26 protein-coding genes, 1 tRNA gene and 1 pseudogene are annotated in these 26,829 nt (G+C 57.9%); 15 read left to right on the top strand and 13 right to left on the bottom strand.

The features are described from left to right. Positions 1 to 96 (top strand): annotated as a pseudogene (locus FJU30_RS27355) (Arm DNA-binding domain-containing protein); the annotation flags it as partial. Between the two features lie 26 nt (positions 97 to 122). Here FJU30_RS27355 and FJU30_RS25460 read toward each other — a convergent pair. Continuing rightward, positions 123 to 410 carry a phage integrase N-terminal domain-containing protein gene (locus FJU30_RS25460; protein ID WP_223881703.1) on the bottom strand — a complete coding sequence of 96 codons (288 nt, stop codon included), beginning with the start codon at positions 408 to 410 and terminating at the stop codon, positions 123 to 125. A gap of 773 nt (positions 411 to 1,183) precedes the next feature. Next, entirely contained in the window at positions 1,184 to 2,440 is a 1,257-nt protein-coding gene (locus FJU30_RS25465; RefSeq protein WP_150437760.1) for an alpha/beta fold hydrolase, read from the bottom strand. A gap of 140 nt (positions 2,441 to 2,580) precedes the next feature. On the opposite strand from FJU30_RS25465, the gene FJU30_RS25470 reads away from it, so the two are divergent. Continuing rightward, the gene (locus FJU30_RS25470) at positions 2,581 to 3,456 is read left to right on the top strand and encodes a LysR family transcriptional regulator (protein ID WP_150437761.1); all 876 of its coding nucleotides are present in this window, start codon (positions 2,581 to 2,583) and stop codon (positions 3,454 to 3,456) included. 151 nt (positions 3,457 to 3,607) lie between these two features. Here FJU30_RS25470 and FJU30_RS25475 read toward each other — a convergent pair whose 3' ends face one another. Both FJU30_RS25475 and FJU30_RS25480 read right to left on the bottom strand, forming a co-directional pair. Continuing rightward, on the bottom strand, positions 3,608 to 3,922 hold the full coding sequence (locus tag FJU30_RS25475) for a type II toxin-antitoxin system RelE/ParE family toxin (RefSeq protein ID WP_150437762.1): 315 nt from the start codon (positions 3,920 to 3,922) through the stop codon (positions 3,608 to 3,610). Positions 3,923 to 3,926: 4 nt separating this feature from the next. Next, positions 3,927 to 4,181: a ribbon-helix-helix domain-containing protein gene (locus FJU30_RS25480; RefSeq protein ID WP_048637357.1), complete on the bottom strand. Its 255-nt coding sequence runs from the start codon at positions 4,179 to 4,181 to the stop codon at positions 3,927 to 3,929. Positions 4,182 to 4,742: 561 nt separating this feature from the next. Between FJU30_RS25480 and FJU30_RS27360 the strand changes: the two genes are divergently transcribed. From FJU30_RS27360 to FJU30_RS27505, 3 genes are read left to right on the top strand one after another with little or no spacing between them, the layout of a single operon-like run. Then, positions 4,743 to 5,159, top strand: coding sequence for an IS1-like element transposase (locus FJU30_RS27360; protein ID WP_223881704.1), 417 nt, complete (start codon positions 4,743 to 4,745; stop codon positions 5,157 to 5,159). A 1-nt stretch (position 5,160) separates the two neighbouring features. Then, a complete protein-coding gene (locus tag FJU30_RS27500; RefSeq protein WP_263406753.1) occupies positions 5,161 to 5,334 on the top strand; it encodes an IS1 family transposase in 174 nt (57 codons plus the stop codon). Between the two features lie 7 nt (positions 5,335 to 5,341). Beyond that, on the top strand, positions 5,342 to 5,557 hold the full coding sequence (locus FJU30_RS27505) for an IS1 family transposase (protein ID WP_263406754.1): 216 nt from the start codon (positions 5,342 to 5,344) through the stop codon (positions 5,555 to 5,557). 97 nt (positions 5,558 to 5,654) lie between these two features. On the opposite strand, the gene ada is transcribed toward FJU30_RS27505, so the two are convergent. The 9 genes from ada to FJU30_RS25535 form a co-directional block, all read right to left on the bottom strand. After that, positions 5,655 to 6,725, bottom strand: coding sequence for a bifunctional DNA-binding transcriptional regulator/O6-methylguanine-DNA methyltransferase Ada (gene ada / locus FJU30_RS25495; protein WP_150437763.1), 1,071 nt, complete (start codon positions 6,723 to 6,725; stop codon positions 5,655 to 5,657). Positions 6,726 to 6,914: 189 nt separating this feature from the next. Next, positions 6,915 to 8,159, bottom strand: a complete 1,245-nt coding sequence (locus FJU30_RS25500) for an MFS transporter (RefSeq protein WP_150437764.1) — start codon at positions 8,157 to 8,159, stop codon at positions 6,915 to 6,917. Between the two features lie 376 nt (positions 8,160 to 8,535). Continuing rightward, positions 8,536 to 9,921 carry an amidase family protein gene (locus FJU30_RS25505; protein WP_150437765.1) on the bottom strand — a complete coding sequence of 462 codons (1,386 nt, stop codon included), beginning with the start codon at positions 9,919 to 9,921 and terminating at the stop codon, positions 8,536 to 8,538. Positions 9,922 to 9,924: 3 nt separating this feature from the next. Beyond that, a complete protein-coding gene (locus tag FJU30_RS25510; RefSeq protein WP_223881705.1) occupies positions 9,925 to 10,785 on the bottom strand; it encodes a TauD/TfdA dioxygenase family protein in 861 nt (286 codons plus the stop codon). 25 nt (positions 10,786 to 10,810) lie between these two features. Continuing rightward, positions 10,811 to 11,548 (bottom strand): class II aldolase/adducin family protein, encoded by a 738-nt coding sequence (locus tag FJU30_RS25515; RefSeq protein ID WP_150437766.1) that lies wholly within the window; start codon positions 11,546 to 11,548, stop codon positions 10,811 to 10,813. A gap of 2 nt (positions 11,549 to 11,550) precedes the next feature. Further along, positions 11,551 to 12,306, bottom strand: coding sequence for an ABC transporter permease (locus tag FJU30_RS25520; protein ID WP_150437767.1), 756 nt, complete (start codon positions 12,304 to 12,306; stop codon positions 11,551 to 11,553). Next, positions 12,285 to 13,040, bottom strand: coding sequence for an ABC transporter permease (locus FJU30_RS25525; protein WP_150437768.1), 756 nt, complete (start codon positions 13,038 to 13,040; stop codon positions 12,285 to 12,287). Before FJU30_RS25525 ends, FJU30_RS25520 begins: the two co-directional genes overlap by 22 nt. Further along, positions 13,037 to 13,870 carry an ABC transporter ATP-binding protein gene (locus FJU30_RS25530; protein WP_223881706.1) on the bottom strand — a complete coding sequence of 278 codons (834 nt, stop codon included), beginning with the start codon at positions 13,868 to 13,870 and terminating at the stop codon, positions 13,037 to 13,039. Before FJU30_RS25530 ends, FJU30_RS25525 begins: the two co-directional genes overlap by 4 nt. A gap of 19 nt (positions 13,871 to 13,889) precedes the next feature. Next, a complete protein-coding gene (locus FJU30_RS25535) occupies positions 13,890 to 14,924 on the bottom strand; it encodes an ABC transporter substrate-binding protein (protein ID WP_150437769.1) in 1,035 nt (344 codons plus the stop codon). 248 nt (positions 14,925 to 15,172) lie between these two features. On the opposite strand from FJU30_RS25535, the gene FJU30_RS25540 reads away from it, so the two are divergent. From FJU30_RS25540 to FJU30_RS25585, 10 genes are all read left to right on the top strand, one after another. Further along, positions 15,173 to 15,847, top strand: coding sequence for a GntR family transcriptional regulator (locus FJU30_RS25540; RefSeq protein ID WP_150437770.1), 675 nt, complete (start codon positions 15,173 to 15,175; stop codon positions 15,845 to 15,847). Positions 15,848 to 15,914: 67 nt separating this feature from the next. Continuing rightward, the gene (locus FJU30_RS25545; protein WP_150437771.1) at positions 15,915 to 16,694 is read left to right on the top strand and encodes an SDR family oxidoreductase; all 780 of its coding nucleotides are present in this window, start codon (positions 15,915 to 15,917) and stop codon (positions 16,692 to 16,694) included. 23 nt (positions 16,695 to 16,717) lie between these two features. Further along, positions 16,718 to 17,851 (top strand): pyridoxal phosphate-dependent aminotransferase, encoded by a 1,134-nt coding sequence (locus FJU30_RS25550; RefSeq protein ID WP_150437772.1) that lies wholly within the window; start codon positions 16,718 to 16,720, stop codon positions 17,849 to 17,851. Positions 17,852 to 17,860: 9 nt separating this feature from the next. Next, positions 17,861 to 18,739, top strand: coding sequence for an alpha/beta fold hydrolase (locus FJU30_RS25555; protein WP_150437773.1), 879 nt, complete (start codon positions 17,861 to 17,863; stop codon positions 18,737 to 18,739). Between the two features lie 9 nt (positions 18,740 to 18,748). Next, complete coding sequence (locus FJU30_RS25560; protein WP_150437774.1) at positions 18,749 to 19,978, top strand: M20 family metallo-hydrolase; 1,230 nt, start codon at positions 18,749 to 18,751, stop codon at positions 19,976 to 19,978. Positions 19,979 to 20,411: 433 nt separating this feature from the next. Beyond that, complete coding sequence (locus FJU30_RS25565) at positions 20,412 to 21,527, top strand: lysophospholipid acyltransferase family protein (RefSeq protein WP_150437775.1); 1,116 nt, start codon at positions 20,412 to 20,414, stop codon at positions 21,525 to 21,527. A 4-nt stretch (positions 21,528 to 21,531) separates the two neighbouring features. Next, a complete protein-coding gene (locus tag FJU30_RS25570) occupies positions 21,532 to 22,422 on the top strand; it encodes a phosphatase PAP2 family protein (protein ID WP_150437776.1) in 891 nt (296 codons plus the stop codon). A 3-nt stretch (positions 22,423 to 22,425) separates the two neighbouring features. Continuing rightward, positions 22,426 to 24,930 (top strand): PEP/pyruvate-binding domain-containing protein, encoded by a 2,505-nt coding sequence (locus tag FJU30_RS25575; protein WP_150437777.1) that lies wholly within the window; start codon positions 22,426 to 22,428, stop codon positions 24,928 to 24,930. Between the two features lie 574 nt (positions 24,931 to 25,504). Next, positions 25,505 to 26,422, top strand: a complete 918-nt coding sequence (locus FJU30_RS25580; protein WP_150437778.1) for a D-2-hydroxyacid dehydrogenase — start codon at positions 25,505 to 25,507, stop codon at positions 26,420 to 26,422. 229 nt (positions 26,423 to 26,651) lie between these two features. Beyond that, positions 26,652 to 26,727, top strand: a tRNA-Gly gene (locus FJU30_RS25585). The last annotated feature ends 102 nt before the right edge of the window (positions 26,728 to 26,829 follow it).

Consider the following 26,829-nt stretch of genomic DNA (forward strand, 5'->3'; position numbering starts at 1 on the left):
CTGGGCCGTTATCCTGCAATCGGCTTACGCAAAGCGCGCGCATTGCGTGATGAAGCTCGCGAGCTGTTGGCTAAAGGCATCAACCCCTGCACTGTTCGCAAACAAAAGCGGCAGGCCGCACCTCACGGTCGATGGCTCGTTGCTGCGGCGTATAGCCGGGGCCACCAGCGGCGGGTGCCAGCCAGCCGGTTCTTTAGTGTGCCGGCGGATAAATCCTCTGATTGCCAGCGCGTCAGCAGGGTGTTGATATGCTTACCTTTAAGCGAAGTAGCGCGCATCTGGCGGAAACCGGCCTCACGTAACTGGCGGGCCATCAGGGTCAGAGACCGTTTTCTGTCAGCCTGCGTGGTATGGCTGCCGTCCCGGTTGCGTCGGCAAAGCTGGTTCAGCATCCATGTCAGGTTATCCAAATCAGCCTCCTCTTTGTCGGTCTTTTTGCTACAGTTAATTCGCTTGTTCTGAGAGGAAATCGGGTTAGTGTAATTGCCAACTCGCCGCATTCACTGCGACAAGATCCCCGAAGGGCAGGGGCCAGACGCTCAGAACGTCTGTTGCCTCAGATTGAGGCATCCGCCTTGTTTCCTGCTGGAAAGCCGGGCGGAGGGTATTGCCTGAAAAACGCGATAAAACCTCCTTTGTTGCAGATGGATGAAAAGAAAATGCGGGCCTGCGGCCCGCTACGGATAAGAGACATTGATTAAATTGGGCCAGTAATACCCTGAGAGAAAGAAGGCTCAACCCGATTAAGGGGCGACGCCGGGAATGAGCCGGAAGCGTCTGGATGGCTCCATCCTGACCGGACAGACACTCGCAGGAGCCAATGCCTTTGGGATGGCCGGATGAGTACGGCCAGCGCAGCATATACGCTGAGCCATGTTTCCGGTGTTCAGACCCGCCGGAAGGTTGTTGCAGGGAGTATGCCGGAGCATCGTCACGCAGACAGTAATGAATGGGGCATTGCGCCAGCCCATATTGTTGCTGGGTTGCATAAAGCCGTCACTGCGGCGGCAGTGACGGCTTTATGTTGGCGCAGAGCGAATAAACAGTGGCAAGGCGCGGCTAAATCTGACGGTCGGCTAAGCGCGAGGAGCGGACGTCTGCCAGAAAACTATTCCTGACTACCATCGATTAGCCCCTGCCCGGCAAATTCTATATCTATGACAGACACTGACAAGTGAGGATATTAGTGATGATTAGAACATTCCACTTGCAAGAATTCTGCAAGCGCAGCCGTGACTGCCTGCGCAGCTTCAGTCGGAGGATGATGACCTGTTCCAGCCAGGATGAGTAGACGGGCCTCAGGGATCAGGGTAGCTATCTCCTGACTCAGTTCAATAGGTGTTGCAGTGTCCTGTTCCCCACAAATGATCAAGGTCGGAGCACTGATGTCAGCCAGTAGTTCCGTTATATCACCCCGTTCAAAAACCGCAGCGTCCAATGCAAGCGCTAATCCTGAGCGATTGTGAGATAGCATAATACGAAGCTCGCGTGCCGCCTCTCCCTGATTATTCTGCAACCATTCTCCACTATTGATATAACCCTGAATTTTTTTAAATAAATCTTCACGCGCATGTTCTGAACCGGTGAGCAGAGTTTCACGCTGCCTGTGCCAGTTTTGCAGACGTTCAGGGAATTCCGCTCTGGCACTGGTGCCGATCAGAACCAGACCGGAGACCAACTGCGGATAATAAGCTGCAAGTCTGATGCCGACCATTCCGCCCTGACTCTGTCCGATAAAGGTTACTTTGCCTAGTGACAGTTCCTCAATCATTAACGCTAAATCCCTGCTCAGATCGTCAAGTTTCCAACCGGCGGGATCGTATTCGCTCAGGCCATGTCCCGGCATGTCCAAAACAATACAACGATACGACTTACTCAGCACCTGAAATTGTGCCGAGAAAATTTCATGATTTACGAACAATCCGTGAGCAAAAATAAGCGTCGGTCCTTCGCCAATATCGCGGTAATGATACAGCGTGCCATTAATTCTAACCTGCTGAAGCTGCCATTCATCACTGGCATCAAAAGCCCTGCTAAGTAGAGCTGAATCTTCAAACATTTGATAACGAATGATTTTCGATCCTGATACCTTAAAGTGAATGACCATATCGCTGCCAACCGCATTTCCCGTACTCAGTACAGTATGACGAAAACGCCCCAGTACCAGAACGCTGTCATTATGGGGAATAATTTCACTGATGGAAAAATCCAGTGGTCTGAAGTTTTGCGGGAAATTTTGCAACCAGCGCTTGACTCGGCGGGGCCCCTTTAATAGCCCAACGGTAGACACTCCTGGCTCACCATCGATATGCCACACGACATTGTCATCAAGCAGGCTGACGATATCATCCAACTTTCCTTCAGCAAATGCCGCCAGATAAGCCTCAACAGTCTTTCTTGCGCTCCGCTCCTGTATATCATGAGTATTTGTCGCTTCCATCTTATTGTCCTGTTTTAGTCATAATGAGTTGTCACTGGTAAATGCCATGATTAAGAGTGTATTTCTTCCATTTTCAGAAAAATATAGATAAAATTGGCTAATTATTTTCCAAAAATAGAAAATACAGACGTGGAATAAATATGGACTGGAACGATTTACGTTTCTTTTTGGAAGTCGCGCGAACAAATAGCCTCACCAAAACAGCTATTAAACTGAAGGTCAGCCAGTCAACAGTTTCAAGAAGGATTAGCGAACTTGAGAGCAGTTTACAGACCTGCCTGTTCCTTCATCATCAGACTGGGTACTTTCTTACCGATGCTGGCGAGGAAGTTCTCAAATATGCGGAAGAGGTGGAAGGCAAGGTAGGGAAACTGGAGAAAAAAATCTCTGGGCGGGATCTGACTCCTGCCGGAACAGTACGCCTGGCGACAGCCGTTACGCTGGCAAACCACCTGATCGTTCCTGCGTTACCACGCTTCAAGGCCTGTTATCCTGACATCATGCTGGAGCTTATAACAGGTGTAAACACCGTCTCAGTCGTACGAAATGATGCAGATATTGCACTTCGGCTTGTCCGTCCTGAGCAAAATTCCGTGAAGATACGAAAGGTAGGTGTCGTAGCATCAGCGGTGTTCGGTTCAGAAACCTATATCCGCGAGCATCCTGCGCCCGCAGATAGCCCGATAACAGGCCGGAGTTTTATTACATGGGACAAGTCGTTCAGTCACCTCCCCTCTGCCAGATGGCTCAATGAACACTTCCCAGACAGGGCGTCGACATTAGCCTCGACCAGCCTTGTAACACAGATTGCTGCAGTAAAAGCAGGCCTGGGACTGGCAGTTTTACCCTGCTTCATTGCCGCGCAGAACAGCGATCTGGTGGAAATTATCCACACACAATGTGTGTTTTCTGAAGACCTCTGGTTGGTCAGTCATACCGACTTAGCAGCATCTTCACGGATCAGGGCTGTGGCTGACTTTTTAATAGAAATTATCGCTGAAGCTCATCTGGCATGACCTTGCTGAGTTATTGCTGTCAAGCTCAAAATATCTGCTTCTGGCACTGAGCCGACAGTCAGATCTGATAGACCCAGAGTAGTAATATGTCAGATTAAGTACGAATCAACGCACTTTAGCTCATTTAAGAATAACCATGCCTAAGCCGCCATCAAATTCCAAAGTCTTCTCGAAACCGATCACTCTGATGCATCCGCTCGTGCAGAACTGTCGCGATACCGATGTCGCCGTTTGATAGTCTGCGCCAGTAGACAACATGTCGCTCGTAGCGAAAGAAAAAACCTTCTACCTCACATTCGGCGGGTATCGGTCGCGATACGACTTCATGGGTTTCTATCTTGCTAAATGCCTGAAACATGCCGGTAATGTAGCGATCCGCTTGCTCTGTACCCCATCGCTCGCGGGTGTAGCGGTAGATCTCGTCAAGACGATAAGAGGCGGCCTCCTGAATGCGAACATTAGCCATAGGGTCAGGCCTTGTTGCGTGCAATGATATCGGCGGCGGTCAGGGATACGTATGAAGACTCTGGTGCAGCAAAAGCATTAGTCAGTTCGGCCTTAAGTCGTGCGAATGCTTCCGCTTCTACCCGCTCTTTGTCCCGGCGGATCAGGTCCCGGACGTACTCGCTGACGTTATCGTAAGCGCCGTTTTCGCCTACGTTGGCGGCCACGAAGTCGCTCAGCGGCCCTTTGAGGCGAACGGTCATTGTCGTGGTTCGGGACATGGTGTGTACCTCACTAATGAATCACGTATTAAATATAATCAAAAAATAATACAAAAACAACGTGGAACCCTATGCCATAAGGTGTAAATTATATGAATAAAAGTTCATATTTTCATATGGTTATGAAACATTGGTATATTGTGTTTGGCGCGGAGATAATATTAATCGGGAAAGGCGATTGAGCTTTGATGGCTGTTTAAAGGCGCTGCTAATTCGTTTGCTTGATCAGCCCCCAAAACAAGGCTAATTTCAAGGCTCGACTGATACTGACAGTATCAAATCAACGTTAATAAACTCAGACTTAGCAACTCAGCGCTTGTCTCGTTTCCCGCTCCAATTCTTGTTCTATAGACAGCTACCAAAGTCTGTATCTCTATGATTAAATAGGGTAATTTATCTGTTGGGCCTCCAGCGAAACCCACTGAAAACCACCGTCGACCAGGCCGAAGTAGTACACAAATTAGTACACGAAAATCGGGTGCATTACGGGTGCGGATTGTTTACTGAGTCGCTTCCCTGTGCGCGGTACACCTCTCTTCAATCTTGAAGGAGGCAACCCCTATGGTGTTAACCGATGCCGTCGCCTGGCAGGCCCGTACCACCGGCAAAGCCTATACCCTGAACGATAACGATGGGCTGTCACTGTTCGTGACCGCCAACGGCGCGAAGAAATGGCACTTCCGCTTTTCGTTGCAGGGTAAACAGCAGCGAATCTCGCTCGGTTTTTATCCCGTCTTCTCCCTGAAACAGGCGCGCCAGCAGCGCGACGAATTGCGTGCGCAGTTGGCTGCGGGTAACGATCCCTGCAGTTATGAAGCGCGAAAGCCGGGGGGAAAAGAGCAACTCGTTGATATGGCTTTCAACGGCGCTGGCGTTCGTGATGCCGCCAGAACCCTGCAAATCGGTATTAATACCGTTATTCGAACGTTAAAAACTTTCGCCCCGCCGGATAACGTCATCTCCGGTTGCCCATGCTGATGTGGCGCTAATCTGTGAACTTGACGATCAATGGAATTTTGTCGGCAGTAAAGCCCGGCAGCACTGGCGCTGGTACGCATACAATACAAAAACGGGTGGCGTACTGGCATACGCTTTTGGTCCACGAACTGATGAAACCTGTCGTGAACTGCTGGCGTTGCTTGTCCCCTTTTAACATCGGCATGATAACCCGCGATGACTGGAACAGTTATGCCAGAGAAGCACGGAAGGAGGAGCCTCTGACCGGCAAGATATTTACTCAGCGTATTGAACATAACAACCTGACGCTGAGAACCAGAATAAAAAGGCTCGCTCGCCTGGCGAACCATCTGCTTCTCACGCTCTGCAGAACTACACCGGTAATTGCTGCCTCCATTGAAAAATACATGTTCTACTAAATTGGAATCATCGTCTGTCACGCATTAAGAACGATTAACTCCCTGTCGGCTATAAAAATCCACCTGTAGCTGTTTGCGGCGCGCGATAACGTTTACGTCAGGATTTTTCATCCTCCTGTTCGCGATCGAGGAGGCGCTGTTTACGCTCGATCCCCCAGCGGTAGCCGGACAGATCGCCATTGTGCCGTACCACGCGGTGGCAAGGGATGGCGACCGCAATGCGATTCGCGCCACAGGCTTGCGCGACGGCACGAACCGATTTGGGCGCGCCGATACGCGCGGCGATTTCGCTGTAGCTCGCCGTGGTTCCCGGCGGAATGTCTCGCAGCGCCAGCCAGACGCGCTCCTGAAAAACGGTGCCCTGAACATCAAGCGGTAAATTGAGTCCCTGATTCGGCTGTTCGACGAAACCCACGACTTGCGCCACCAGTCGCTCGAATTCGGCATCCCCGCCGATTAGCTCGGCCTGTGGAAACTGATCCTGCAGATCGCGTGTGAGCGCATCCGGATCATCGCCTATAAAAATGGCGCAGATGCCTTTCTGGCTCTGAGCAACCAAAATCGCGCCCATCGAGCATTGGCCTACGGCAAAGCGAATGAGCGAACCCTGACCGCCGCGGCGGTAGTCTCTGGCTCGCATACCGAGTCTGGCGTTCGACGTTTCATAGAAGCGACTGTTGGCGTTGAAGCCTGCGCCATAGATTGCGTCGGCCACGGTCTGGTCCCGACAAGCCAGCTGTTCGCGCATGCGGCGGGCGCGGTGCGCGGTAATGTAGGCCTTAGGCGTGAGTCCGGTCTGCGCTTTGAAGATGCGGTGAAAGTGGGACGGACTCATACCCAACTGGCCGGATAGCGTCATCAGATCGGGCGGCGTCTCCGCGGTTTCGATCAGCCGGCAGGCGCTGGCGACGATGTTTGTCCAATGGCCGGCGACATCGTTGCGGCGGCTTGGCCGGTAGCCGGCGGCTTCGGCCTCTTCGCCGGAAGCGAAAAACGCTACATTTTCCCGTTTGGGAAGACGGGCCGATGATCCTGGCCGGGCATAGACGCCGGTGGTTTTGACCGCATAGACGAAGTGTCCGTCCGCCGCGGAATCCCGCGCCAGAACGGCTTGCCAGCGTTGGTCGTCGCTTTTGTATTCGGCGGGGGGCGATGGCTGGGCGCTCATGCTAACTCCTGTTTTTTATTGCGGGCAATGTCAGCATAGAAAAATAGTCGAGTGCAATAACTCCGATTTTTGCGATCAAATTCATTTTTTCTCGCTGCAACGGCCGTTCTGCTCAGCGGCCGCCGACGGCAATCCCGTTCTGCCGCTTTGCGGGCCATCACCCGGCGATAAAACGGGCGTCCGGGGTCCTCATATTGCGGTTGCGGCGGCCTCTTCGCCAGCGGCGTCGAGAGCGCGCAGACGGCAAGGCGCAGAAAAAACAATGATCCCCAATTGGATGCAGAACCCGATGAGCGCGGCTAGCAGGCAACCGGTGACGCCGAATGTAGCACTCAGCCACGCGCCGATCAAAGCGCCCAATGGGCGAGCGCCGAAGGTGACTGTCATGATGACGGAAGAGACGCGTGCGATAAGCCCGCCGGGCGTAACGACCTGCCGTAGCGACGTGGTGGCGATGGTCCAGACGACCGGCCCAAAGCCGAAGAGGAAAAATGCGGCGAAGACGATAACGCGGAGGGGGATGAGTAATGTCGTCGCCATCAGAAGCGCGCCGAGAGCGGCGCAGATCGGCCCCAGAATAATTTGCCGACCGAAACGCAGATGAGTCGCGATCGCGTTGTACAGGTAAGCGCCGACAACCATACCGAAGCCATAGGTTGCCAGCGCGGCGCCAACGCCAGACGCGCTGAACCGCAATTGATTGATGGCGTAGTAGGCAAAAATAGCCAGCAGCAAATACCATGAGGTATTGAAGACAAAAGCGGTGGCGACGATGGGGCGGAGGTAGCGATGCCGGATAATGAAATTGACGCCTTCCGACAGTTCTCGCCAAACATGCCTGGCGGAGGGCGCTCTTTGGGGCTCGTCAGGCAGTCCTGCCAGATACCAGACGCTGGTTATGGACAACAGCAACGCCGCCGGGAAGGCGAAAATGCCGGATGCCCAGCCGGTCAATATGCCCCCAACCGCCGGGCCGGCCGTGAACGCAATGCTGCGTGCGATCTCAAGCCGGCGGTTGGTCGTCAGTAAATCCCCCTTGTCGACCAGAGCGGCGACCAGCGCCGGCGTAGCGACGCTGTAGACCACCGTCCCGGCGGCAATCGCAAAACCCAGGGCGGCAAGCCAGCCGGGCGACAGGTCGCCGCTATAAAACAGCGCGCACAGCAAACACAGCGCCGCCGCGCGCAGCAGCTCTGTGCCGGACATAAGATTCTTTCTCCTGCAGCGATCGGCCAGCAGGCCCGTGGGGATAGATAACAGAAGGAAGGGGAGCGAATTGATCGCCTGCAGTATGGCCGACTGCTGCGCAGAGACGCCCAGGGCGACGACGGCAACAATGGGAACGGCCGCAATGGCCATTTGTTCGCTGAACTGGGCCGCCAGGCTGGCGTTCGATAAATTACGGATGATGGCGTTTGATTCTTGGTTTTGCATGGTTATCTCTCGACAAGCTTACCGTTTTCTTCCTGAGCGCATTGCTGATGCGCGCGACGCCGGTGGCGTGATGACCGGGCGAGTCTAACGGCGTTCCCGCCCGGCAATCTATCCGAATCTTGCGCGCAATTTCCGATGCGCCGCCGCCCGTGAGCAGCGGAAAGTTGATTGAATAAGTGGAGTGAGGAGAGGTTTGTAACTTATTAACTCGTGACGTTTTATCGTCCATTCCCCGTTTTTATACCGCAGATCGCCGCGGTGAAGACTGCGGCGATGGCGCGCCGGCGGGACGGGGCGATATGGTCCCTGTTTCGCCGGGCCGTTTGGGCCGCGATGGGGTTATGACAAAGCGCGTATTGCTCCGGGCACGGCGCAATTACGCCCGGCCAAACAGCGCATGCATCGTCAGCGCGGCAGACAGCAGCGCAAGATCCTGGCCGACGTTAAACTGTAGCTCGATGCCGACGGGAATCCCGGCGGCGGTGCGCGCCAGCGGCAGTGAAATACAGGGTAATCCGACGATGGTCGCCGGCTCGCAGTTGGCGATCAACCGGCGAAACAGGTCGTTGGCATGCGGCGCGCCCGGCGGCTGAAAGGCCGGCGTTTTCGGCGGCGGCAGCGGGACGCTGGGGAAAATGATGCCTTCCAGACAATGCCGATGAAAATAATCTTGGTAACGAGCCGCCAGCAACGGTTTCCAGTGGCGGCAGGCCTGGTCATAGGCCTGTTTATCGACCGTTGCCGCATCGTCCAGCAGGGCGATAACGTCCGGACTGCGGATGGAGGCGCGCAACGCGCTAAAGTCGATCTGGCTGCCGCGCCGGCGTAAGTATTCCGGCAGATCGCGCAGCATCTCATAAGACGCCAGCGGGTAGCCCGCGTTGACCGCCAGCTTCCCTGCCTGTTCGATATCGGCTTCCACCAGGATGACGCCCGCCGCGGCCAGCTGCTGCAGAACCTGTTTCGCCGCCGTTTCCACCGCGGGATCCAGATGTTGCCAGAAATGTTGCCGGGGTACGCCGAGGCGCATACCGGCGAGCGACGGGCGAGGTGGTGCTTCGGCTTCGCCGCTGATGACGCTGTCCACCAGGCAGATGTCCCGGACGCTGTGCGCCAGCAATCCCGCGGTGTCGCGGCTGATGGATATCGGCGCGATGCCGGCCGTGGGATAGCGCCGTTCGCTCCGGTTATTGAACAGCGACGGGCGAAAGCCGACCAGGCCGCAAAATGAGGCGGGCAGACGCACCGACGCGCCGGTATCTGTGCCAATCGCCAGCGGGACGATGCCGGCGGCCACCGCCGCGGCGCTGCCGCTGGAAGAGCCGCCGGGGACATGTTCGGGCAGAAAAGGATGAAGAACATCGCCGCGGGCGGCATTGAGTCCGCTGGTGCCGGAGGCCAGTTCATGCATGCCGGCTTTGGCCATAACAATCGCCCCGGCGGCCTGCAGGCGCTGGATCACTTGCGCCGTCTGCGGGACGGGTTCGCTGGCCAGCCGCGCGGTGCCGAGTGAAGTAGGCAGCCCGGCGACATCGATATTATCCTTTACCACCAGCGGCAGACCGGCCAGTACGCCACGATCCTGGCGGGCGTCCAGCGCATCGGCTTGCGCCAGCGCCCCCGTCTCATCCAGCCAGGTCAGGCTATTGATGGCCTGCTGCTGCTGCGCCCGCAGCAGCGCGGCGCGCATTTCGTCGCCCGCCCGCCGCTGACCCTGACGAATAGCGCGGGTGATCTGGTAAGCCGTGCGTCTGGCGTTCATCGTCTATTCCATTATCGCTCGCGGTCGTTCGCTGCCTTTCACCGTCGCGCGATGCATTACGCGGCGGTAGGCCTGATCGTCATACGGCGTTGCCTGATGCATGGTGCAGCGGTTATCCCAGATCAACAGGTCATGCTGCCGCCATTTATGACGGTAAGTGAAGGCTTCGCTCACCGCGTGAGCGTTGAGGCGGGCCAGCAGCGCGTCGCCTTCCTCTTTTGGCAGGCCGAGGATCTCTTTCACGATATCCTGACCGACGAACAGCGAGGGTTTGCCGGTTTCCTGGTGCCGGCGCACGACCGGGTGGACGACATCCGGCGTCGCCGCTTTCTGCTCTTCGCTAAGCGGCTCGCGATCGGCAAAGGCTTTCGCATAGTAGGTGGAGTAGGAATGCACCGCTTTCAGCGGCAGAATGCGCCGTTTGGTTTCTTCATCCAGCGCCTCGTAAGCAGCATACATGGATGAAAACAGAGTATCGGCGCCGACCGGCGGCACTTCTACCGCGTGCAGCACCGAGCCAAAACAGGGAACGTCAAGGTACGACCAGTCGGAGTGCCAGTTCCATCCCTCTTTATGGTTGCCGATCGGTTTATCGCCCTGTTTAACGTTAGAAAGGACGTACAGTTCGGGGTAGGGCGTGGTCAGAAACTGCCGCAGTACGTGCACCTGCAGTTCGCCAAAACGGCGGGCGAAGGCGACGTGTTGCGCTTCGGTCACCGGCTGGTTGCGCAACAGCAGCACCGAGTGGTCGTTCAGCGCGGCGCGCAGTGCGGCAAAGGTCGCGTCATCCATCTCTTGCGTCGCATCCAGATTAAGAATTTCCACGCCGATATGCGGCGTTAGCGGGCGAAGTTCCAGCATCATGTATCCTCCAGACTGTGAATGATGATTACCGGCGATAGCCGGGATCGAGACGGTCAAGCAGACGAATAAACGCGGGCCATTCGCGCTCGCCGCGCAGCAAAATATCGCCTTCGCACCGATTGAACTGGCGCGCCGCTTTCGCCGAAATGTCGTCGGCAGGCAGTGAAAGCCGGCTGCCGCTGCCTTGCGCCATCAGCTGAATGCGGGCGGCGCGTTCGAAGTAGTAAGCCAGCATAAAGGCTTCCGGAATGGTGCGGCCGGCGGCGAGAATGCCGTGGTTACGCAGCACCAGTACCTGATGCGGGCCGATGTCGCGCACCAGGCGCCGGCGTTCGTCCGTGTCCAGCGCTACTCCTTCGTAAGCGTGATAGCCGAGACGCTGCCAGAAATGCATGGCGAACTGGCTGACGGGCAGCAACCCTTCTTCCAGCGCGGAGATGGCGGTGGCGGCGTCGGAGTGGGTGTGCAGCACGCAAATCGCATCCTCGCGCGCGGCGTGGATCGCGCTATGAATAACGAAACCGGCGCGGTTGACCTGGTATTCGGTCGGCGTCAGCGCGTTGCCTTCCAGATCGATTTTAATCAGGCTCGACGCGGTAATTTCCTCAAAGAACAAACCGTAGGGATTAATCAGAAAGTGATGCTCCGGGCCGGGCAGCCGCACGGAAATATGGTTATAGATCAGGTCGTCCATGCCGAAATGCGCAATAAGCCGGTAACAGGCGGCGAGCTGGATTCGTAACTGTTGTTCGCTGTCAGACATGATTATTTCCACCAGATGAATGTTGTGTCGATCCAGGCAAGCAGCGCGTAGAGCGCGATACTCGCCAGCGAAGAGACCACCACGGCGGCCCACACGGTGAGAAAATCGACTTGCTGGGTGGACTGAAAAATCACCCAGCCGATCCCCTGAAAGGCGCCCAGCATCTCGGCGACGATGGCGATAATGATGCTGCGCACTATCCCTATACGCAGGCCGCTGACGATGGAAGGCAGGGCGGCCGGCAGCTGCAGTTTGACCATGATGGCCAGACGACTGGCGCCGAAGCTGCGCATCAGATTAACGATCTGCGGGTCGGCCTGTTTCAGGCCGTGCAGGCTATTGATCAGGATGACAAAGCTGACGCCAAACACCACCAGCACGATTTTGGACAGCATTCCTATGCCGAACCACAGCAGCGCCAGCGGAATATACGCCACGGTCGGCACTGAATTGATCGCCACCGCCAGCGGCATCAGAATGGTTTCCAGCGGACGGCAGACCGTCATCAGTATCGCCAGCGACAGTCCCGCCAGCAGACCGCAGGCAAAGCCGATCAGCGCTTCCGCCAGAGTCCAGCCCATCGCCAGCCACAGCGTGCCGCCGTTGTCGATAATGGCGGCGGCAATGGCGTGCAGCGAAGGCAGCACGAAAGGCGGAATGTCGAATAACCAAATGCTGCCCTGCCACAGTAACCCCAGGCTTAAGACGCCCAGCAGCGGCGGCAGCAGTTTGCCCGTCAGGGATGTTTTCCCCACCATGCGAATTTCCTCTCCAGCAGTTCGATCAGACCGTACAGCGTGGCGCCCAGTGCGCCGCAGATCACAATCAGCGACCACATGCGCACCACGTCCTCGTTGTACATCGCCTGAATTAGCAGCACGCCCAACCCTTCGGTATCGCCAAACCACTCGCCGACGATGGCGCCGACCAGACCGAGAGAGATGCCGAGTTTCATCGCGACGAAAATCGACGGGGCGGCGGCGGGAAAATGCAGCGACAGAAAGCGGCGAAAACCGGATGCGCCGAAGCTGCGCAGCAAATTGATGTGCAGGGCGTCGACGCTCTGCAGACCGCGTTTACTGTTTAGCGTGACCGGCAGGAACGTGAGGTAAAAGGCGATCATCACCTTTGAAAGCATGGTGTTGCCGAACCAAATCACCACCAGCGCGCCAAAAGCGACGACCGGCACGGTCTGGGAGACGATAAACAGCGGAAACCATGCTCGATCCAGCCAGGCGACGTAGAAAAACAGGATGCCGCAGCCGAGCCCAAACAGGGTGCCCAGGCTAAAGCCCAGCACGGTTTCCAGTCCGGTGCGCCAGACGCTGCTTAACAGGAGCGACGCGTTTTGTTGAATATCCTGCGCGACCGCGGCGATCGGCGGCAGATAGCGCGGGTTGACGGTAAACAGCGTGACGCTGCCCTGCCAGACGAGCCACACCAGCAGCAGCGAAATCAGTATCGGATGCGTCAGCAGGCGTTTCGCGCTCATGTCCGTCCCCCGGCCTGGGTAAAACTAAACGACTTCATGCTCTCTTCTTCAATCGCATCGAGCAGCCGTTTTTTGATGGCGATAAATTCCGGCGAGGTGACGATCTCCGGCGGACGGGGGCGCGGCAGGTTAATGATTTCTTCGCATTTAATGGTGCCGGGACGGGCGCTCATCACCATAACTTTGCTGCCGAGAAAGATGGCTTCGTCGATATCATGGGTAATGAACAGGATGGTGCGCCGGTGTTGTTCCCATAAGTCCAGCAGCCAGCGCTGCATCAGCGTGCGCGTCAGCGCGTCCAGCGCGCCAAACGGTTCATCCAGCAGCATCAGATCGCGCTGAAACAGAAAGGTGCGCATCAGCGCCACGCGCTGACGCATTCCGCCCGAAAGCTGATGCGGATAGTGTTGTTCAAAACCGCTGAGGCCGAAGCCGGGGAACAGCGCCTGCGCCCGCCGGCGCGCCTCCTTACGCCCGATGCCCTCGCACTCCAGCGCCAGAATGGCGTTATCCATAATGGTTCGCCACGGCAGCAGCAGATCGCGCTGCGGCATAAACGACACTTTTCCGAGCAGTTCGCCGTCCAGCTGCGATTTGCCTTTAAACAGAATGGCGCCGTCGCTGTCGGGATCGAGCAGGCCGGCAATCATGTTGAACAGCGTGGATTTTCCGCAGCCTGAAGGGCCGACCAGGGTGACGAACTCTCCCTCGTTCACGGTCAGGTTGACGCCGGAAACGGCGACCACCGGTTTACGGGCATCGCCAAAGCGTTTCCATAAATTGTCCAGCTGCAGCAGCGGCTGTCGGGATTTTGGCGCTACGGTCATCATGCTCCTCCGCTTACCGCAATTAATTTAGAGTCTTGTATCCGGCCGGCACGTTCTGCCAGAAAGAGAGATCGAAGGTTTGATTGATATCGACCGGTTGTTTGAGCGCGCCGTATTTCACCAGCAGGTTCATCATCTTTTCGGCCTGTTCCAGGTTAACGCTGCCGAGGCCCGGCGAACCTTCGGGGTACATCAGCTGCGCCACAGAGTCGAGCATCGCCTGCTGATGCGGGCGGTTCAGCCCGGGATTGGCTTTCATCAATATATCGAGGGTTTCCGCGCGGTGGGTTAAGGCATACTGCCAGCCTTCCAGCGTGGCGTTAACGAAGCGCTGCACCAGCGCCGGGTCTTTTTCGATGACCGCTTTTGAGGTGATCAGCGCATCCTGCTGGGTGGTGACGCCGACATCATCCGGCGAGATCAGCCGGAGATTGGTCACGCCTTTCTCTTTCAGCGTGTTGTATTCGTTATAAAGCGTGACGGTTGCGACATCGACCTGCTTATCTATAAACGGATTTAACGAAACGGATTGCGGGATCAGGGTAATATCGTTTTTGCTCAGGCCGACCTGGCCGAGTGACGCGAGCAGCGGATACTGTACGCCGGTAAACCAGACGGAGACCTTTTTGCCTTTAAAATCCTTGAAACTGTGAATGCCCGAGTCGTCGTAGGTGACAAATACGAACGGCGTACGCTGCTGCGACATCGCCAGAGCGACCACAGGCAGCCCTTTTTCGCGCGCGGTCAGGACACTTTCCATTCCGCCCGCCAGACCGAAGGTATCGGCCCCGGAAGCGACCAGCGTTTCCACATTAATATTCGGGCCGCCGGGGTTGATGGTGACCTCCAGCTGGTTGTTCCGATAAAAACCTTTCTCTTGCGCCACGTAAAAGCCGGCGAACTGCGCCTGAGCCAGCCACTTGAGACGCACAGATACCTTATCCCGTTCCGCCGTCTGGGCGCTGATTGGTAACGCGCCGGCTAACAGCATGGCGCACAACAGGCTGGTCAGATAGCGGCGGGCGGTGGTGGACAGCAGCGTTTTTATCGTTTGCATCTTGGCATCCTCTGGTGGCGAAGGGAGAACCCGGTATCAATTTATTTTTTCGACAACTTTATGTATACATATAAGCGGTCGGTTTTGAGTATTACCCTTGCAGGATGTATGCCAGAATAGTTTCCCTGCGATTAACGCCGCGTATGACTGCCCGGCGCGAAAGCTTTGGATGGAATTATGTATACCTATTTATGTTTTTGGTATGCAACATGATTCATAACAGTGCAAATTAATGGACGACAGGCACCATGGTAGAGCAAAAAAACGTCAACCGCGCCGCCGGCATGTCATTGGCCGACGGATTAAAGAAAGCGCTGGAAAAAGAGATCGCCAGCGGTACGCTGGAACCCGGTAAACGACTGGATGAAAAAGAAATCGCCGCCCGTTTTGATGTTTCGCGCACCCCGGTGCGCGAGGCGTTTCGCCTGCTGGCGGCCGACGGGCTGGTCGATCTTAACGGTCGGCAGGGCGTAATGGTGCGCGCGCTATCGGTCAACACGTTGCTGGAGATGTTTCAGGTTATGGCGGAGCTGGAGGGGCTGTGCGCGCGGCTGGCGGCGCGTCGTATTTCTCCGGAAAAACTGCAGCAGCTGCAGCAGATCCATCAGCAGATGGTGGATCAGGGGCCGGCCCTTTCCCCGGCGGCGTTTTACGACATGAACCTCACCTTTCATGAAGCGATCTACAGCATTGCGCGTAATGAATTCCTCGCCGAGGAGACGCGCGCGCTGCGTAACCGCGTCGGCGTGTATCGCCGCCGGGTCACTTTCCATCCCGGTCGCGTCATGAAAACCCTTGAAGAACATAGCGAAATTATCCAGTCCATCGCGCATAACGATGGCGACGCCGCTCATGCGGCGATGCGTAAACACCTGACGCTGTTGGGCGACGATCTGGTCGATTTTATCGCCGGGTTTTCATAACGCATCATTTTCGTCTCTTTGGTATGCAAATTGCTAGTTCATGTATACATACGCAAGGAGACCAACGATGAAACTCAACCTGACGGGAAAAATCGCACTGATTACCGGTGCATCTAAAGGGATTGGCGAGGCAACGGCGCGCGTGCTGGCGGAAGAAGGGTGCCGGCTGCATCTCGCCGCCAGAAACGGTGAGGCGATGCGCGAACTGCAGCGCGAGCTGATCGCCGAATATGCGGTGCCGGTGACGGTGCATGAAAAGGATCTCTCTTCAACTTCCGCCATGGAGTCGCTGGCCGACGAAGTCGGCCCGGTTGATATCCTGATCAATAACGCCGGCGACATTCCCGCCGGCGCCCTCGACATTCTGGACGACAGCGCCTGGCGCGCGGGATTCGATCTCAAAGTATTTGGCTACATCACGCTTTGCCGCCTCTACTACCCGCAAATGAAGCTGAACGGCGGCGTGATTATTAACGTTATCGGCAACTCCGGTGAAAACTGGGACGCCAGCTACATTGCCGGCAGCACCGGCAACGCGGCGCTGATGTCCTTCACTAAAGCGCTGGGAGGACGCAGTCTCGACGATGGGATTCGCGTGATCGGCATCAACCCGGGGCCGGTGGCCACCGACCGGATGCTGAAAATTATGAAGCGCAAGGCGATCGACATGCTGGGCGATGAAGCGCGCTGGCAGGAGCTGTTTGCCTGCTATCCGGCGGGCCGTCCGGCGAGCGCGGAAGAGGTGGCGGATCTGGTGGCGTTTATGTCCTCCGACAAAGCGGGCTATATCAGCGGCACCAATATCACCATCGACGGCGGCATTGCGGCGCGCGGCTCGGTAATTTGATCCTGACAATTTGAGGTCGCGTTATGTCCGATATTTTTATCCGCAACGCGTGGTTCGACACGCTGTTTGCCACCGACGGGCTGTATTGGATGGGGCAAAACACCAATCACCTGCCGCCTCATCCCGAGGTGCTGGCCGCGTTGAACCGTTCCGTCGCGCGAGCGGAATTCAACGCTTATGCGCCGCCGCTGGGTTTTGAGTCGTTGCGTAAGGCAATCGTCGCGGACGCGGGGCTGGACGGCGTGGAAGCGATGGTCACCGACGGCGGGGTCAACGCCTTATCGATGATTTGCCGCGCCCGCTGCCGGCCGGGCACCTCGTTTGTGACCACTGACCCCAGCTGGAAATGGCCTTGCCAGTTCGCCGAACAGATGGGGTCAATGGTGATTCAGATCCCTATCTGGCGCGCGGAGACGCGCTACCGTCTGACGCCGGACGCGCTGGCTGCGGCGGTGGATGACCGTACCGCGATTATCTACCTTGTCGACCCCAACAATCCCCTCGGCGTGAGCTACAGCGAGCAGGAACTGGCGGCGTTTATTGCTATTGCGCGTCGCCATAATGCGCTGCTGGTGCATGACTGCACTTACCGCGATTTCGCTGCCGAACACGCGGCGGCGCTGGGGCTGGACCAGCAGCACGTCGTGATGTCGGTGAGTTTTTCCAAATGGCTGGGGCTGGCCGGGCTGAGGGTCGGCGCGCTGATCGCCTCTCGGGAACTGTTGGCCGAACTGGCGCCGTTCAACTCGGGCGTACTGGGCGCCAGCGTGGTCGCCCAGCGCGCCGCCGAGGCCGGATTAAAGGTTAAAGCGAGCTGGATGGCGACGTTGCGCGCCATTGACGCCCGCAACAAAGATCGCATAGCCGCCGCGGTGGCGGCGATCCCCGGTCTGGCCCTGCCGGTGTTCCCGTCCGGCGGCAACTTTCTGGTGATTGAGGTGAGTGAGGCCGGCGTTCGCCCCGAAGCGCTGGTCGAATGTTACCTGCGGCGGGGGATTCAGATCCGTCAGGGGGCTTACCACACCGCAACCTTTGGCGATCGCTTTGTTAAAGTGAGCACTTCGGTGCCGGAGCCGTGGGCGGAAACATTCAGCGCCCTGCTGCCTGAAATGGTTGAGCAGGCGCGCAAGCTGACCGATTTTCGCCAGCCTTTTTAGGAGATGCCGATGTTTATTACCACCGATGATGATGCCCAACTGTATGTGGAGAGCTACGGCGCAGGCACGCCGCTGCTGTTCATTCACGAGTTCGGCGGCAACTATGACAGCTGGCAGCCGCAGATTCACTACTTTAGCCGCCGCTATCGCTGTATCACGTATGCGGCGCGCGGCTATCCGCCCTCTGAGGTTCCGCCGCGGCAGGAGGCGTACTCCCAGCAGCGCGCGGTGCAGGATGCGCTGGCGGTGCTGGATGGTCTGGGCATTGAAAAAGCGCACGTTATCGGCCTGTCGATGGGCGGATTCGCGACGCTGCACTTCGGTATTATGGCGCCGCAGCGCGCGCTTTCGCTGACCGTTGCCGGCGCCGGTTACGGCTGCGAGCCGGAAAGCGAAGACTATTTTCGCCAGGTGTCGCTGCAGGTGGCGGACAACTTCGCCTCACAGGGGGCAAAACGCTTCGCCGGCGTCTATGCGCTGGGCGCCAGCCGGGTGCAGTTTCAGAGCAAAGATCCGCTCGGCTGGCAGCGTTTTGCGCACCGGCTTAGCGAACACGACTCGCTGGGCGCGGCGATGACCATGCGCGGCGTACAGGCGCGCCGCCCGGCGTTTTACCAACTGGAGGACGAGATTCGCCAGATCACATTGCCGACGCTGATTATGGTGGGCGATGAGGACGATCATTGCCTGCAGCCGGGGCTGTATCTGAAAAAACATTTGCCGGCGGCCGGGTTGGCCATCTTACCGAAAACCGGTCACACGCTGAATCTGGAAGAACCGGCCCTGTTCAATCTTTTACTGGGCGAGTTTCTGGCGCAGGTGGAGCAGGGGCGCTGGACGGTACGCGATCCGCGCGCCAATCCCGCGCAAATCATGCGTACCGAATGAGGAGCCGGTATGAATATTGATGCATCGCGCCTGTGGCGGCGGCTGATGGCGATTGCGGACGATGGCGCGATCGCGGACGGCGGAGTGAATCGTCAGGCGCTGAGCGCCGCGGAATTCGCCGCCTGGCGCCGTATGCTGGCCTGGGCGCAGGAAGCCTCGCTGGAGCCCTGTCGCGATGCGGCAGGCAATCTGTTTATCATCTTGCCGGGACGCGATCGGCAGGCTTCGCCGGTGTTGCTGGGCAGTCACCTTGACAGCCAGCCGACCGGCGGCCGTTTTGACGGCGTTTACGGCGTGCTGGCGGCGCTGGAAGTTCTGGTTTGCCTGCGTGAGCGGGCTATTCAGCCGCCGTGCGACCTGATCGCGGTTGCATGGATGAATGAGGAGGGTTCGCGTTTCGCGCCGGGCATGATGGGATCCGCCTGGTTTAGCGGCCAGCGTACGCTGGCGGATATTCAGGCTTGCCGCGACGGCGACGGCGTGAGCGTCGGGCAAGCCTTACAGCAGCAGCGCCGGACGTTTCCCCGCCTGGCGCTTTATCCGCACCGGCATCCGCCGGCAGCCTACCTCGAGGCGCATATCGAGCAGGGCGCGTTGCTGGAACAGGGGGACTGCCCGATTGGCGTGGTCAGCGGTATTCAGGGGAAATATACCTGGCAGGTGGAGATTCTCGGCGTCAGCGGCCATGCCGGTACGGTGCCGATGGCCGCGCGGCGCGATGCGCTCCGGGCCTTCAGCGCGATCGCCGCCGCGCTGTACCGGCAGGTCGGGCAGTATGATGAGCGGGTGATGTTGACCATCGGCTGGCTGACGCTGGCGCCCAATGCGCCGTCGGTCATCCCGGATAAGCTGTGTTTTCGTATCGATCTTCGGCACCCCGCTGGCGATGACCTGACGCGGCTGGCCAGCCTGAGCGAAACGCTGATTCGGCAACAGGCCGCGCCCTGCGAGGTGCGTCTGACGCAGCTCAGCCAGGCCGCGCCGAATGTATTTGACCCGCATCTCAAAGCGTTGATCGCGCAGGAAGCACAGGCGCGCGGCTACGCCAGCCAGACGATTCTCTCTGCCGCCGGACATGATGCGCGCTACCTTGCCGCGATTTGCCCCAGCGCAATGATCTTTATTCCCTGTCGGGCCGGCGTCAGCCATGCGGTGACCGAATGGGCGGAACCGGAGCATGTGGCGGCCGGCGCGGCGGTGCTGCTGGGCACGGTATGCCGACTGCTGAAGCTGTGCTGAACTGGCGAGTCGCGGCTTTACCTTGCGCGTGCTGGCCAGATTATGGTGTCGGTTCGGCAGGCCGGTTCGTCCAGATATCTCGATGATTCGGCGCTGGCAGGGCGCCGCCGGCCGCTATGTGCCGTCTGTAACAGATAGCTGACAAATAAGAATCAATATTGATAATATTCTATGCAATTCGGGGCGCTCCGGCAGGTGACGGTTGGGAGCGTGTTTCGCGTTGCGTCCTTATATCGCGCTGAATTTATTTTGTAAATCATAATGATTTGCCGATTCAGCCGGATGCTATAGAGTGTGTCGAATCCGGCGTACAGCTGCGTTGTACGCCGTGTGCGGCGGCCCTGCCCGGCCAGATGACGGGATGGCCGGGCAGCAAAGCCAACGCTCTCGCAACCACGAGGGGGCATGCATCAACTGAAGGAGGCTCAGGGATATGAAGCAGGATCTCTCCGGTCCGGCTGCCGGCTATTTGCGCTTTACGCCGGGGCGCCCCCTTTCTCTCTGGCATCGCGGCATCGCGCGTTTGCTGGTGCATTTCTACTATTCTTCCTTACGCTTTGTTAGCCCGCAGGGGCAACCCGTGGCGCCTTTCGATGGCGAAGTGCCGACGCTGTTGTTAGCCAGCCATCGCAATGGCGCCACGGATGGCTGGATATTCAACCAACTGCTGCCCAAAGGGCAATTTCTCACGTCGGTTCAACTGATTCGCTCGCGTTTCTTACGCCTGATGTTCGCCGGTATCCCGGTGGTGCGCGATAAAGACCGCGAGCGTTATGGCTATAGCCGCGCTCAGGCGGGAAACCCCATTTTGCATGCCATAGCCCACCTGAAACGGGGCGGCAGCATTGTGGTGTTTCCGGAAGGCACCAGCGAATGGGGACCGGCGCCGCAGCCTTATCACGCGGGCGCGGCCAAAATTATCCGCCGGCTGATGCAGGATCAATGCCGTTTTCAGGTCATCGCTGTCGGCAGTTTCTATCAGGCGCCGGATTGCTTTGGCTCAGCGGTGGAGCTACTGGTGAGCGACCCGTTGACGTTGCCGGAGCAGGGCGACGTCAGCGTGGCGGAATGGGAACAGAAGATTATGCGTAGCCTGGGCCGTTCGCTGGACCGCGTTTCCGTTAACTGCGTTGACGAACGGATGCTGGCGCAGGTGGCGCGCCTGGCTCGCTATTGTAGCCGCGAGAGCGGTTCTTACGCGCTGGCGTTCAAGCAGGCGGAACACCAGGCGTTGAGCGGGCGGGCGCCAGAACCGGCGCCGGCGGAGACTTCGCCCGCGGCCATGACTATTCTGGAGCGTGCTGCCTGGAAAATATTTATTGTTACACTGTTGCCGGTCTGGCTCTGCGGCGGGTGGGCCGGGCGCCGGGCGGACGGCCGCAATACCACGACGTTTTTTCGTCTGGCCGCCGGGTTCGCGATGGCGCTGATCTGGCTGCCTTGCCTGGTTGTGGCGGCGGCGATCTCCCCCTTGCTGCTGCCGCTGTTCGGCGTCGCCGTATGGGGCTGGCATCAGCGCGGCAAATTCGCAGCAAACAATAACGAGTAAATCTATGACTGCAGGAAATGACGTCATGATGATCCGGCATGCGGGGATAGGCAGTCGCGTCTATCTCGGCCTCATCATGTTGATTTGGCTCTGGGGCGCCGGCAGCGCGTTAAGCCTGCGGGACGGGCAGTTTATTGCGCCGGCCGCGCTGAGTCTGCTGGCGCTGCTTTTGCTGGCCAAAGCCACCTTTGCCCGGGCCGGATCATGGCGCGGCTGGTTGGGCGTGTTGCAGTTTGCCTGCAGCTGGCTGGTGTTTTACCTATTCAGGGCTATTCATCTCGCGACAATGCGTTCGTTCGATGCGCAATTGCTGGCGTGGGATCGCGCGCTGTTTGGCGGCATCGGCGCGACGGAAAGGGTTGCCGTACTGCACGGCTTCTGGTTGTCGGAGGTCATGAGCCTGTGCTACCTCTCTTTTTACTTCATCATTCTGCTGCCCGTGATCGTTTACGCTTGCCGGCGAACCTCGCAGGCCAGCCGTGGATTCTTCCATGGATTAATGCTGATGTATCTGTTTGGTTTTATCGGCTATCTGCTGGTTCCGGCCGCCGGCCCCTATGTGCAATTTCCTGAACAGTTTCCCTATCCGCCGCCGGGCGGCGCGATTACCGCCTTTCTGGCGCGTCTTGTGGCTCAGGGGGGAACCGGTATGGATGTCTTCCCCAGCCTGCACTGCGGCATCAGTCTGTATATTTTCGGCTATCTTGCTTTGCAGCGACATGCGGCGATAGCGCTGATACTGCTTCCCGTGGTCGCCGGCCTTATTCTGGCGACGCTTTATTTACGCTACCACTATGGCATTGATCTGATTGCCGGCGCATTACTGGCCTGCGCGGTGCTGGGGTGGTTACATCGATTCGGCTATTTTCACCGCCACGCCGGGTTAAGGATATAACTTATGCATGCAGTGACCGATTTTACGCTTTTGTTTTCTGATGCCGGCGCCGCAGAGCTGTCGTGGAGCGGCGGCAAAGGCGCCAGCCTGGCGCGGCTTACCGCCGGCGGACTGCCGGTTCCTCCGGGCTTTATCGTGACCAGCGCGGCCTACCGGGCGTATCTGGCGCCGCTGGCGCCGCGGATTGATGCAATCCTGCAGCAAGGGGACGACGTGGCGGCGCAGAGCCGGCGCATTCAGGATATGCTGCGTCAGCATCCTATCGACGACAATCTGGCGCGGTCGGTGAACGAGCGGCTGCAGACGTTGCAGGCGGAGCGGTGGGCGGTCGCGGTTCGCTCCTCCTCGACGTTTGAGGACTTGCCCGGCGCGGCGTTTGCCGGGCAGCACGATACCTTTCTGAACCAGCGCGGTCTGGCGGAGATTCTGGCTGCGCTGCGCGACTGCTATATCTCGTTATGGAATGAACATGCGATGCGTTATCGCGCCCGCCTTAATCTTGCCCACCTGAGCGCGTCGATGGCGGTGGTGGTTCAGCAGATGGTGGAAATGACGGCGGAAGACAGCGCGGGCGTCGCTTTCTCCATCGATCCCGTACAGGGCGATCTGAACCGGGTGCTGATTAACGCCTGTTTTGGCCTGGGCGAGTCGGTGGTCGGCGGCGAGGCGGCGATTGATGAGTTCCGCGTGGCGTTGCCGGCGTTTACGGTGGTTGAGCGCAATATCGCGCATAAGGGCGACATCATACTGAAAAGCGCGCAGGGGGTTAGGCATGTCCCGCTGCCCGCGGAACAGGCGGATCGGCCATCGTTGAGCGATGTGCAATGCCAGACGGTGGCGAAGCTGGCGCGTCAGGCGCAGGCCTTCTTTGACTTCCCGCAGGATATTGAATGGGCGTTTTCCTCCGGCGTCTGTTATTTGTTGCAGTCGCGTCCGGTCACCTTCGTGCCGGAGCGCTGGACGCGGGACGAGGCCGCCGAGCGTTTTCCCAACGCGGTGACGCCGCTTACATGGGATCTGGTGGAGGAGGGGTTTCATGAGTCGCTAAATTTCTCCTTTGATCTGATGGGGCTGCCGCATTTTGGCGGTAAGTGGTTCGCCATCAAAGACTTCTATATCTACGGCAACCAGAATGCGGTCGAGCTGTATGCGGGCAGAATGCCGGGCGGTATTCATTCTATCGATGAGCTACAGGCCAGACTGCCCGAGCTGGCGAAGCGCTATGCGTGGGTACAGGATCTTCCCATCCGCTGGATGCGCGATCTGGACACCTATCTGTTAGAGATTGGCGCGCTGTTGCGTGAGGATTTGTCGGCCCGTTCGCTGGAAGAGTGCTGGCGCTATGTGTTGAACGTACGCGATGCCGGCAAGCGTTATTTTCTGCCCAATATCGCCATCTCCCTGACGCAGCGTACGCTGTATGCCGTGCTCTACCAGATTCTGAGCATGTCGATGCCGGCGACGGAAGCGAAAGCGACATTCGATCTTCTGCTATCGGTTTCCGATACCAAAACCGGTCAGGTGAACGCCGAACTGTGGGCGCTTTCTCGTCAGATTCGTCAGGATGCCGCGTTGACGCTGGCGTTTAAACAGCACTCATCCAGAGCGCTGGTCGAGCGGCTGTCGCACTATCCGGCGTTTGAACAACAGCTGACGCAGTTTCTGCAGCGTCACGGCCACCGCGAGCTGGACTTCGACGCGTACTACCCGACCTGGCTGGAGGCTCCCCATGCGGTGCTTGACCAGTTGAATATGCTGGCCGAGTTGGCCGATGAGGAGGTATCCGATCAGGCCCTGACGGCGAAGCTGGCCGCGTCTGCGGCGCAGCATCGGTATTTGAACCAGGTGCCGGAAGGACTGCGTTATTTTGTTGAGGAAGTGATCCGTTTGGCGCGGGTGTATACCTATCTGGATGACCTGGAACATTATCAGACGACGCGCCTGACCCTGCCGTTTCGCAAAGGGATTAAAGAAATTGGCGCGCGGCTGGTGGCGCGCGAGGTACTGCGTGAGGCCGACGATATCTATTTCGCTCCGTTCCGCGCCATTGATGACGCCATTCGCCAGGCCGATTTTGAGGCCCTGACGCAGGTGATATACGACAACAAAGCGGGATGGCGGCAGGCTAAACAGCGGAGTCCGGTATGGAATCATGGCGAGCAGCGTTGTCCTGAAGATGCGCCGACGGGCAATGAACTGAACGGTCTGGCGGGGAGCCCCGGCACCGTCGAGGGCGAGGTGTTTTTAATCCATAGCCCGGATGACTTCCCGCTGTTCCCCAAAGGGGCGATCCTGGTGGCGAGAACCACCAATCCCGCCTGGACATCCTTGTTTTATCGCGCCAGCGGGGTGATTACCGAAAGCGGCGGACCGCTCTCGCACGGCGCGGTGACGGCGCGGGAACTGCAGTTGCCGGCGGTGATGAGCGTCCGGGGCGCGATGAGCCGTCTGGCGAACGGCATGCGTGTCCGACTGGATGGTAAAAACGGTATGGTTACCGTTCTCTAGGCCGTGTCCCGTAACTGTTTTTTGTACCGATCAGCATTGTTATAACTGTGCAAAAAACGCTTTTAAGCGATAAAAATAGCCCTGAAAATGCTCAATATTCAACCCGAAATCACGTTCCGGAAATGATTACTACATCACTTTTGGGTATGCAGGGAGGTTAAGGGACACACCCCAGGCCGTGTCCCGCAATTCATGTTCGCTGACTGACGGGAATAGTGAGGGAAACGCCTTGATTTTGTTATGTTTTTAACATGCCTGGTGAGTTTTTGCCGCTATTTCCTGTCAGCATGGTGCGATGTTCATCGGCAAGACAATAGCGGAACGCCGCCTGGTCATGTGATCCCTCGACGTTCCTGGCAGGCGTCTGGCGGGGATATCCATCGTGATTCGACTTGCCGACGCGCTAGCTTTTTTATAGTTTAACTCTTCTTCCGGCTAATGCTTTTGGCGCCGCCGCTGAGGGCATACGCCGCTTACCTTGCTCCTGATAAGCCGCGCGGATATTGGGCGCCGTCTGGCGTAACCTGAAGGCTAATCGCGATAAAACCATAAGATGACAGACCGGGGATATGATATGACGGACGTTCTTTTACTGGATCCGCATGCGGATGAGGTGTGCGAACTGCTGCGGCAGGCGGCGCCGGAATTAAGCATTATCTGTAACGCCGAAGAGGCGGACCGCTGCCCGATATGGCTGGGAGAGCCCGATGTGGCCGCCGCGCTGCTGGCGCAGGGCGCAAAGCCGCGCTGGCTGCAGTCGACCTGGGCGGGATTTAAGCCGCTGCTGGCCGCCGGGTTACCGCGCGATTATCGTCTGAGCCGGGCGGTCGGCGTGTTTGGCCAGCCGATCGCCGAGTATATTCTCGCCTATATGCTGCGCCACAGGCAGCAACTGGATGAGCGGTCCGCCAGTCAGGCGCGCGGAGAGTGGAATCATCGTCAGCCGCACCTGCTGGCCGGCCAGCGGGTGCTGATTGTCGGCGCCGGCGATATCGGCAGCGAAGTCGCCGGTTTTTTACAGCCGTTTGGCGTGGAGCTGATCGGTATTGCCAGAACGCCGCGCGCCATCGCGCATTTCAGCCAGGTGGTGGGCATGGAGCAACTGCCCGGGATGGTTGGTTCGGCGGATTACCTCATTAATATTCTGCCGGATACGCCAGCAACCAGCGACGTTTACGACGCCGGTTTGTTCGCCGCAATGCGCCCTTCCGCGCTGTTCATCAACGTTGGGCGCGGCAGCGCCGTGGTGGATGCCGATCTGGTCTCCGCCCTGCAGCAGGGGCTACTGGCGGGCGCGGTGCTGGATGTATTTCGTGCAGAACCGCTGCCCGCCGGCCACCCATTCTGGCGCACGCCGAATCTGACTATCACCGGGCATATCGCCGGCCCGGCCGTGCCTTCTTTGCTGGTGCGCCTGTTTGTCGATAATCTGGCCCGTTTGCAGCGCGGCGAGACGTTGCGCGGCGAAGTCAGCTTTGAGCAGGACTATTAGGTCTGACGCGAAGGCCGCTGTGGCGATGTTTTAGGCTGTTGGCTGCTTATATGCGCAATCGTCGCGTCGCCGCCTGAATTTATGCCGAAAAGGGCTTGTCAGCGATAAATGATTGGTACATAATGCTGGCCACCGGTGAGGTTGTTATTAAATGTTTATATAATTCATTGTGTTACAATGATTGTCACCGGCAGGCCGCGAAAATATTTCAGCGGCGTAAAGCTTCTCTGCGGGAATAGCTCAGTTGGTAGAGCACGACCTTGCCAAGGTCGGGGTCGCGAGTTCGAGTCTCGTTTCCCGCTCCAATTTCTTTTCTATAGATGTCCACTGATGTCTGTAGGTCTATGAAAAAAGAGCGAAAAGCTCTTTTTTTGTTTCCAAAGCAATCCATTGAAAACCACCTACGG

The sequence above is a fragment of the Affinibrenneria salicis genome (assembly GCF_008710095.1).

Bases quoted from the DNA above. Each gene is read 5' to 3' on its own strand.
- FJU30_RS25515 (WP_150437766.1), bottom strand. From the start codon at position 11,548: ATGTCTGACAGCGAACAACAGTTACGAATCCAGCTCGCCGCCTGTTAC.
- FJU30_RS25465 (WP_150437760.1), bottom strand. From the start codon at position 2,440: ATGGAAGCGACAAATACTCATGATATACAGGAGCGGAGCGCAAGAAAG.
- FJU30_RS27505 (WP_263406754.1), top strand. From the start codon at position 5,342: ATGATAACCCGCGATGACTGGAACAGTTATGCCAGAGAAGCACGGAAG.
- FJU30_RS25555 (WP_150437773.1), top strand. From the start codon at position 17,861: ATGTTTATTACCACCGATGATGATGCCCAACTGTATGTGGAGAGCTAC.
- FJU30_RS25510 (WP_223881705.1), bottom strand. From the start codon at position 10,785: ATGATGCTGGAACTTCGCCCGCTAACGCCGCATATCGGCGTGGAAATT.
- FJU30_RS25480 (WP_048637357.1), bottom strand. From the start codon at position 4,181: ATGTCCCGAACCACGACAATGACCGTTCGCCTCAAAGGGCCGCTGAGC.
- FJU30_RS25550 (WP_150437772.1), top strand. From the start codon at position 16,718: ATGTCCGATATTTTTATCCGCAACGCGTGGTTCGACACGCTGTTTGCC.
- FJU30_RS25545 (WP_150437771.1), top strand. From the start codon at position 15,915: ATGAAACTCAACCTGACGGGAAAAATCGCACTGATTACCGGTGCATCT.
- FJU30_RS25500 (WP_150437764.1), bottom strand. From the start codon at position 8,159: ATGCAAAACCAAGAATCAAACGCCATCATCCGTAATTTATCGAACGCC.
- FJU30_RS25525 (WP_150437768.1), bottom strand. From the start codon at position 13,040: ATGAGCGCGAAACGCCTGCTGACGCATCCGATACTGATTTCGCTGCTG.
- FJU30_RS25570 (WP_150437776.1), top strand. From the start codon at position 21,532: ATGACTGCAGGAAATGACGTCATGATGATCCGGCATGCGGGGATAGGC.
- FJU30_RS25505 (WP_150437765.1), bottom strand. From the start codon at position 9,921: ATGAACGCCAGACGCACGGCTTACCAGATCACCCGCGCTATTCGTCAG.
- FJU30_RS27360 (WP_223881704.1), top strand. From the start codon at position 4,743: ATGGTGTTAACCGATGCCGTCGCCTGGCAGGCCCGTACCACCGGCAAA.
- ada (WP_150437763.1), bottom strand. From the start codon at position 6,725: ATGAGCGCCCAGCCATCGCCCCCCGCCGAATACAAAAGCGACGACCAA.
- FJU30_RS25580 (WP_150437778.1), top strand. From the start codon at position 25,505: ATGACGGACGTTCTTTTACTGGATCCGCATGCGGATGAGGTGTGCGAA.
- FJU30_RS25540 (WP_150437770.1), top strand. From the start codon at position 15,173: ATGGTAGAGCAAAAAAACGTCAACCGCGCCGCCGGCATGTCATTGGCC.
- FJU30_RS25520 (WP_150437767.1), bottom strand. From the start codon at position 12,306: ATGGTGGGGAAAACATCCCTGACGGGCAAACTGCTGCCGCCGCTGCTG.
- FJU30_RS25560 (WP_150437774.1), top strand. From the start codon at position 18,749: ATGAATATTGATGCATCGCGCCTGTGGCGGCGGCTGATGGCGATTGCG.
- FJU30_RS25475 (WP_150437762.1), bottom strand. From the start codon at position 3,922: ATGGCTAATGTTCGCATTCAGGAGGCCGCCTCTTATCGTCTTGACGAG.
- FJU30_RS25470 (WP_150437761.1), top strand. From the start codon at position 2,581: ATGGACTGGAACGATTTACGTTTCTTTTTGGAAGTCGCGCGAACAAAT.
- FJU30_RS25530 (WP_223881706.1), bottom strand. From the start codon at position 13,870: ATGATGACCGTAGCGCCAAAATCCCGACAGCCGCTGCTGCAGCTGGAC.
- FJU30_RS25565 (WP_150437775.1), top strand. From the start codon at position 20,412: ATGAAGCAGGATCTCTCCGGTCCGGCTGCCGGCTATTTGCGCTTTACG.
- FJU30_RS25575 (WP_150437777.1), top strand. From the start codon at position 22,426: ATGCATGCAGTGACCGATTTTACGCTTTTGTTTTCTGATGCCGGCGCC.
- FJU30_RS25535 (WP_150437769.1), bottom strand. From the start codon at position 14,924: ATGCAAACGATAAAAACGCTGCTGTCCACCACCGCCCGCCGCTATCTG.